The 5,601-nt window shown below is 62.3% G+C and carries 5 protein-coding genes and 1 pseudogene; all 6 read right to left on the bottom strand.

Going from position 1 to position 5,601, the window contains the following annotated elements:
* A pseudogene (locus EOA27_RS19520) lies at positions 1–255 on the bottom strand (GGDEF domain-containing protein); the annotation flags it as partial.
* A 418-nt stretch (positions 256–673) separates the two neighbouring features.
* On the bottom strand, positions 674–1,108 hold the full coding sequence (locus tag EOA27_RS19515; protein WP_127256916.1) for a tetratricopeptide repeat protein: 435 nt from the start codon (positions 1,106–1,108) through the stop codon (positions 674–676).
* Positions 1,109–1,438: 330 nt separating this feature from the next.
* Entirely contained in the window at positions 1,439–2,404 is a 966-nt protein-coding gene (locus tag EOA27_RS19510; RefSeq protein ID WP_126082363.1) for a type II secretion system F family protein, read from the bottom strand.
* Between the two features lies 1 nt (position 2,405).
* A complete protein-coding gene (locus tag EOA27_RS19505; protein WP_126082362.1) occupies positions 2,406–3,371 on the bottom strand; it encodes a type II secretion system F family protein in 966 nt (321 codons plus the stop codon).
* Between the two features lie 4 nt (positions 3,372–3,375).
* A complete protein-coding gene (locus EOA27_RS19500; RefSeq protein WP_126082361.1) occupies positions 3,376–4,797 on the bottom strand; it encodes a CpaF family protein in 1,422 nt (473 codons plus the stop codon).
* Positions 4,794–5,601: CpaE family protein (locus EOA27_RS19495; RefSeq protein ID WP_127256914.1), on the bottom strand; the 808-nt coding region annotated here is incomplete at its 5' end. The genes EOA27_RS19495 and EOA27_RS19500, both read right to left, overlap by 4 nt.

Raw genomic sequence — 5,601 nt, 5'->3', positions numbered from 1 at the left:
ATATTGCATCGCCGACAGGCAGATGATGAGGAAACCCAGGCTGAGCAGCACCAGCACTGCCTGGCAGAGCCAAGGGTTGGGCTCCTTGGTGTATTGCCAGAACAGAACGACATGCGCGACAAGCACAAGGATGCCGCACGCCACCGTCAGCACGAAGGGCGCCCGCGGAGCGGTGAGCCAGATCGCAAGCATGGTGATGCTGAGGCACGTACCCGACAACGCCGCCGCGAGCAGGAGCGAACTAAAATCCAACATTGTTGAGCCGCCGCCTCTTGGGAGTGGTCAGTGACGCTGCATTCTAGGTTAACGGCGGCCCACTGATACCGTTTTCAGCTAACCTTTCGACCCAACCTTCCGACAAGGTTTACAAAGCATCCACTACTGCATCCAGCAGAAGCGAAGACTAGAAATTGTTGGTTTATATTGAAACAGTTCTTTTTCACCAGCGCGAGGCGATCCCCGCGAAAAACGATATTCGCCCGACGTTGTACACCTGGTAAGCCGGTTGACAGGCGTGCGTCCGCCAGCCGGAAATTCAACCCTGTCGCTTTGATTTCGCCAATCGACAAACGAAAATTGTAACGGGTGGAACTTGTCGCGTTTCGCTGAAACGGCGTTCGGCCGGCGGCCGAGGAATTCGGGCGGAACCATTTAAGCCAAGCCCGATAAGGCTCTAGCTCTTGTTCAGAAGTGCCAGATTGGCGTTGACCACCGTCTGGTCGGCCATGCCGGCCTTGGCCTCGAGCAGCAGCGCGCGCGCCTTCTTCTTGTTGCCGCGCAGGAGCTGCGAATAACCCATATTGTTGACGATCTGCGGCTTGCGGCCGGCAACCTTCAGCAACTGCGCATAGGCGCGGTCGGCGAAGTCGAAACGGCCGAGCTCGTCATAGGAAGCGGCAAGCCCCATCCAGGCTTCGGCATTGTCGGATCTGAGCTCGACCGCCTTGCGGAAATGCTGTTCGGCCAGGCCGAAATTCGCCTCGCGGAACTGGGCCTTGCCTTCGACGAGGTCGTTGGCGCTGACATCCTTGGCCACCGGCTGGATCGCGGTGGTCTTGGTCGTGTCGACACTGTTGCTGGTGTTGCTCGTCGTGCAGCCGGTGATCATCAAGGCGGCCGTCAATGCCACCGCTGCCGTGGGAAGTCTCTGACGCAGGCCCCTGCCCCATCGCCCGATTTGCCGGGTCGTTCTTCACGAAAAGACGATACAGGAGAGCGATTAAGCTTCGGTGCCGAAATGCAGCTAAATTTTGGTTCCCCGCCAAGGATGCGTTAACCAGCAGACCAGCGATGGTTGAGGTATGCTGAGATTCGGGTCAGGCCGTGTCGAGAATAATGGCTTTCGAGAACCGGAGCGGAGCGTACTTGAAGTACGTGAGCACCGGGAGCGCAGAAAGTCGCTATTCGCAGGCCGGCCTCACCCGAATATCAGCATACCTCAGTGATGCGCCGTCAGCTTCACAATGATCGGAATAATGGCGATCATCAGCACCACCGGCAGGATGCAGACCGTCACCGGCACCGACATCTTGGCCGGCAAGGCATGCGCCTTCTCCTCCGCCAGCGACATGCGCTTATGCCGCATTTCGTCGGAGAAGACGCGCAGCGAGCCCGATAGGCTGGTGCCGAGCTCCTTGGATTGCTGCAGCAGCGTCGCGAAGGAGCGCACCTCGTCCAGGCTGAGACGGTCGGCGAGCGCCTTCAGCGCGTCGTCGAGACTGCGCCCGGCCCGCAGCTCCAGCGACACCAGGATCAGGTTCTGGCTGAGCGACGGATAGGTCCTGGCAAGCTCCTTGGAGACCCGCTCGATGCCGGCCTCCATGCTCATGCCGGCATCGGAGCAGACGATCATCAGATCCATGAAATCGGGAAAGCCGTTGCGGTATTCGCGCATCTTCTCCCGAACCTTCTGCGTCAGCACCAGGCCCGGCAGGAAATAGCCGCCGGCGCCCGACAGGATGATGAAGGTCCAGCGGCTGGTCATGGTCGACTCGGCGCTGGCCGCCCAGTGGTTGATCAGGAACGCGCCCAACGCCGCGCCGATCATGGTGGCGAAGCGGATCAGGAAGAACATGCCGACGGCGCGCGGCTCCATATAGCCGGCCTGGATGAGCTTCATGCGCAGCCGCGCGACATTTTCCGGGTCGCTCTTGGCATAGAACTCCTGCGCCCGTTTCACCGCCTTCTCGCGCACGGCGCTGGTGCTCTTCTTGGGCGCAGCGTCCACCTGCTCGGCCGGCTGCACCACCTCGACCTTCAGCCGGCGCTTGACCTCGCCGCGATCGCCCTTGGCGAGCACAAGCGGCCAGGCAACGGCACCGCCGCCAAGCACCAGCAGCAGCACGGCAACCGGCATCAGCGACGTCGGCGCGAGCGAGGCGAGAAAGCGGATGACGTCTTCCATTTCAGAACCTGAAATTCGACATCTTGAACATGATGGCGTTGCCGAGCAGCAGCCAGAAGATCGCCCCGCTCAGCATGTACCAGGTCTTCGGCTCGCCCCAGACATCCTGGTAGAATTGCGGCATCAGCACCATGATGGCGGTGAACAGAAGCGCCGGCACTGCGGTCAGGATGTAGGCAGACATGCGGCCTTCGGTCGAAATGGCGCGCACCTTGCGGCGCAGCTTGCCGCGCTCGCGGATTGTCGCGGACAGGCCGTCGAGGATCTCGCGCAGATTGCCGCCCGAACTGCTCTGGATCGACACCGCCGTGACGAACAGCGGCAGGTCCTCGTGGCCTACCCGGTCGAATAGATTGTTCAGCGCCGACACAAGGTCCGAGCCGTAGGTGACCTCGTCGGCGACGACGCCGAACTCGGTGCCGATCGGATCGGCCATTTCGCGCGCCACCATGGCGATCGCCACCGGCACCGGATGGCCCGCCTTGAGGCCACGCGTGATCAGTTCCAGCGCCTCGGGCAACTGTATCCCGAACCGCTTGTGCCGGCGCTTGCGCATGAAGCGCATCGCCATCACCGGCAGCACCGGCAGCAGTATGAGAAACAGGATCAGGCCGAACAGAAGCGGCAAGCCCTTCCAGATCGTGAGAAGCGCCAGTGCGAAAGCGATCCCCGATGTGATCATCAGGAACTTCGGCAACGGCGTGGTCATGCCGGACTGCGTGCGCAGGACGCGGAAACGGTCGAGGGAAAAGACGGAACTGCGGCCGTCGATCCCGCGCTCCTTGCGCAGTTGGATCAGCACCTGCTCCTGGCTGATCTTGTTCTCGGCGAGCTTCATGCGGCGGTTGATTGCCGTGCGCTTGTCGCTGCGCCCGGCATAGAGCAGGTAAAGGCCCTCGGCGATCATGATGCCGGTGAGCGCCGCCGCGGCGTATACGACGTAGATCGGGCTGAATCCCTCGAACACCGGCCTAGTCCTGCGGCCGGCCGGGTTCAAAATACTTGCCCGGGAATTCGATGCCCATGTTGCGCAGGTCCTCGAGGAAGCGCGGGCGGATGCCGGTCGCCTCGAAGTGGCCGAGGATCTTGCCGTCCGCCTCCATGCCGGTGCGCACGAAGCGGAATATCTCCTGCATCTGGATGACATCGCCTTCCATGCCGGTTACCTCGGCGACGCTGGTCACCTTGCGCTTGCCGTCGGAAAGGCGCGTCAGCTGCACGATGATGTCGAGCGCGCTGGCGATCTGGCTGCGGATCGACTGCACCGTCATCGGCATGCCGGTCATGCCGAGCATCTGTTCCAGACGCGAGATCGCGTCGCGCGGCGTGTTGGCATGGATGGTCGCCATCGAGCCTTCATGACCGGTGTTCATCGCCTGCAGCATGTCGAAGGCTTCCTCGCCGCGGCACTCGCCGAGGATGACGCGGTCGGGGCGCATGCGCAGCGCGTTCTTGACCAGGTCGCGCTGCTTCAGTTCGCCATGGCCCTCGATGTTGGCCGGGCGCGTTTCCATGCGCGCGACATGCGGCTGCTGCAATTGCAGCTCGGCCGCGTCCTCGATGGTGATCAGGCGCTCGTCTTCCGGGATGAAGGCCGACAGCGCATTGAGCATCGTCGTCTTGCCGGTGCCGGTGCCGCCGGAGATGATCGTGGTCTTGCGGGCGTGCACCGCCGCCGCCAGCACTTCGGCCATGTTCTGGGTGATGGCGCCGAACTCGACCAGCTTGTGCAGGCCGAGCTTGTTCTTGGAAAATTTGCGGATCGACACCAGCGGGCCGTCGACGCCGACCGGGCGGATCGCCGCGTTGAAGCGCGAGCCGTCGAGCATGCGGGCGTCGACCATCGGCTGTGATTCATCGACGCGGCGGCCGACAGCCGCGACTATTTTGTTAATGATTCGAAGCAGATGCGCCTCATCCTTGAATGGGATGTGGACCTGCTGCAGCTTGCCGCGCTTTTCGACGAAGCAGTTCTGGTGGCCATTGATCAGGATATCGTTGATCTCAGGGTCCTTGAGCAACGGCTCCAGCGGGCCGAGGCCGACCATCTCGTCGACGATGTCGTCGACCAGCGCATCGAGCTCGGCGATGTTGATCGCCATCCGCTCCTCGCGCGTCTTTTCCGAGACGAATTCATGCACCTGCCGTCGCATTTCATCCTTGGGCAGCCGCTCGAGCGCCACGAGGTTGATCTCCTCGAGCAGCATGCGGTGGATGCGCACGCGCGCATCGAGCACCTTGTTGGCGCTTTTTGCCGGCGCGGCCTCCGGCTTCGGCGGTGCCGGCTTGCGGGTCGTCGGGATGATCACCGCATTGTGCACCATAGGCGCGGGCTCCGGCGCTCGCTGCGGACGAGTGTCGCGGTTCTGCAGGTTGGAAAAGCGAGTGTTCATCCGGCCTTCCTCTTCAGCAGGCCTTTGCCGAGGCCGAACAGCGATTTCGACTTGACCGTGGTCTGGACGGCCTCCTCCGGCAGGATGATCTTCTTCAGGTCGTTGACGACATTGGCGTTGGGGTCGATGGCGTGCAGCGGCACGCCGCGGTCGACGGCCTCGCGCACCAGCCGGTAATTGTTGGAGATGCCGCCGACGAAATGCTCGCCGAGTATCTCTTGGACATCGGCCTGCTTGATGCCGCTGTCGAACATCTTCTGTTCGAAGCGGTTGACGATGACGTTGGGCTTCACTTCCTTGCCTGCGGTCTCATAGACGGCCTGGATAAGGCGCTGCGTGTGGCGCAGGCAAGGCACCGTCATCTCGGCGACGATGTAGAGCTTGTTGGAACCCAAGAGCACCGTCTCGGTCCAGGGGAACCAGGTGCGCGGCATGTCGATGACGACATTGTCGAAGTAAGCCGCCACGAGATCGAGCATCCGAACCACCACATCGGTCTTGAAGGAGCGCATGTCCGAGGGACGTGTCGGCGCCGCGAGCACGCACAGGCCACTCGCATGTTTCGACAGCATCACATCGAGCAGTTGCCGGTCGAGGCGCTCCGGCTGGTTCTCGATTTCCGTGATGTCGAAGCGCGGCTCAAGGTCGAGATATTCGGCGCAGGCGCCCTGCTGGAAATTCAGATCGACCACGCATGTCGAAGCGCCGCGCGTCACCGAATGATGCAGCTGGAAAGCCGTCTGCAGCGCGAGCGTGGTGGTGCCGACGCCGCCGGCGGCCGGCATGAAGGTATAGATGTGCGAT

The sequence above is a fragment of the Mesorhizobium sp. M2A.F.Ca.ET.037.01.1.1 genome (genome assembly GCF_003998075.1).
Classification (GTDB): domain Bacteria; phylum Pseudomonadota; class Alphaproteobacteria; order Rhizobiales; family Rhizobiaceae; genus Mesorhizobium.
The sequence above is the reverse complement of the archived record's forward strand: the minus strand, read 5'-3'. Positions and strand labels throughout refer to the sequence as shown.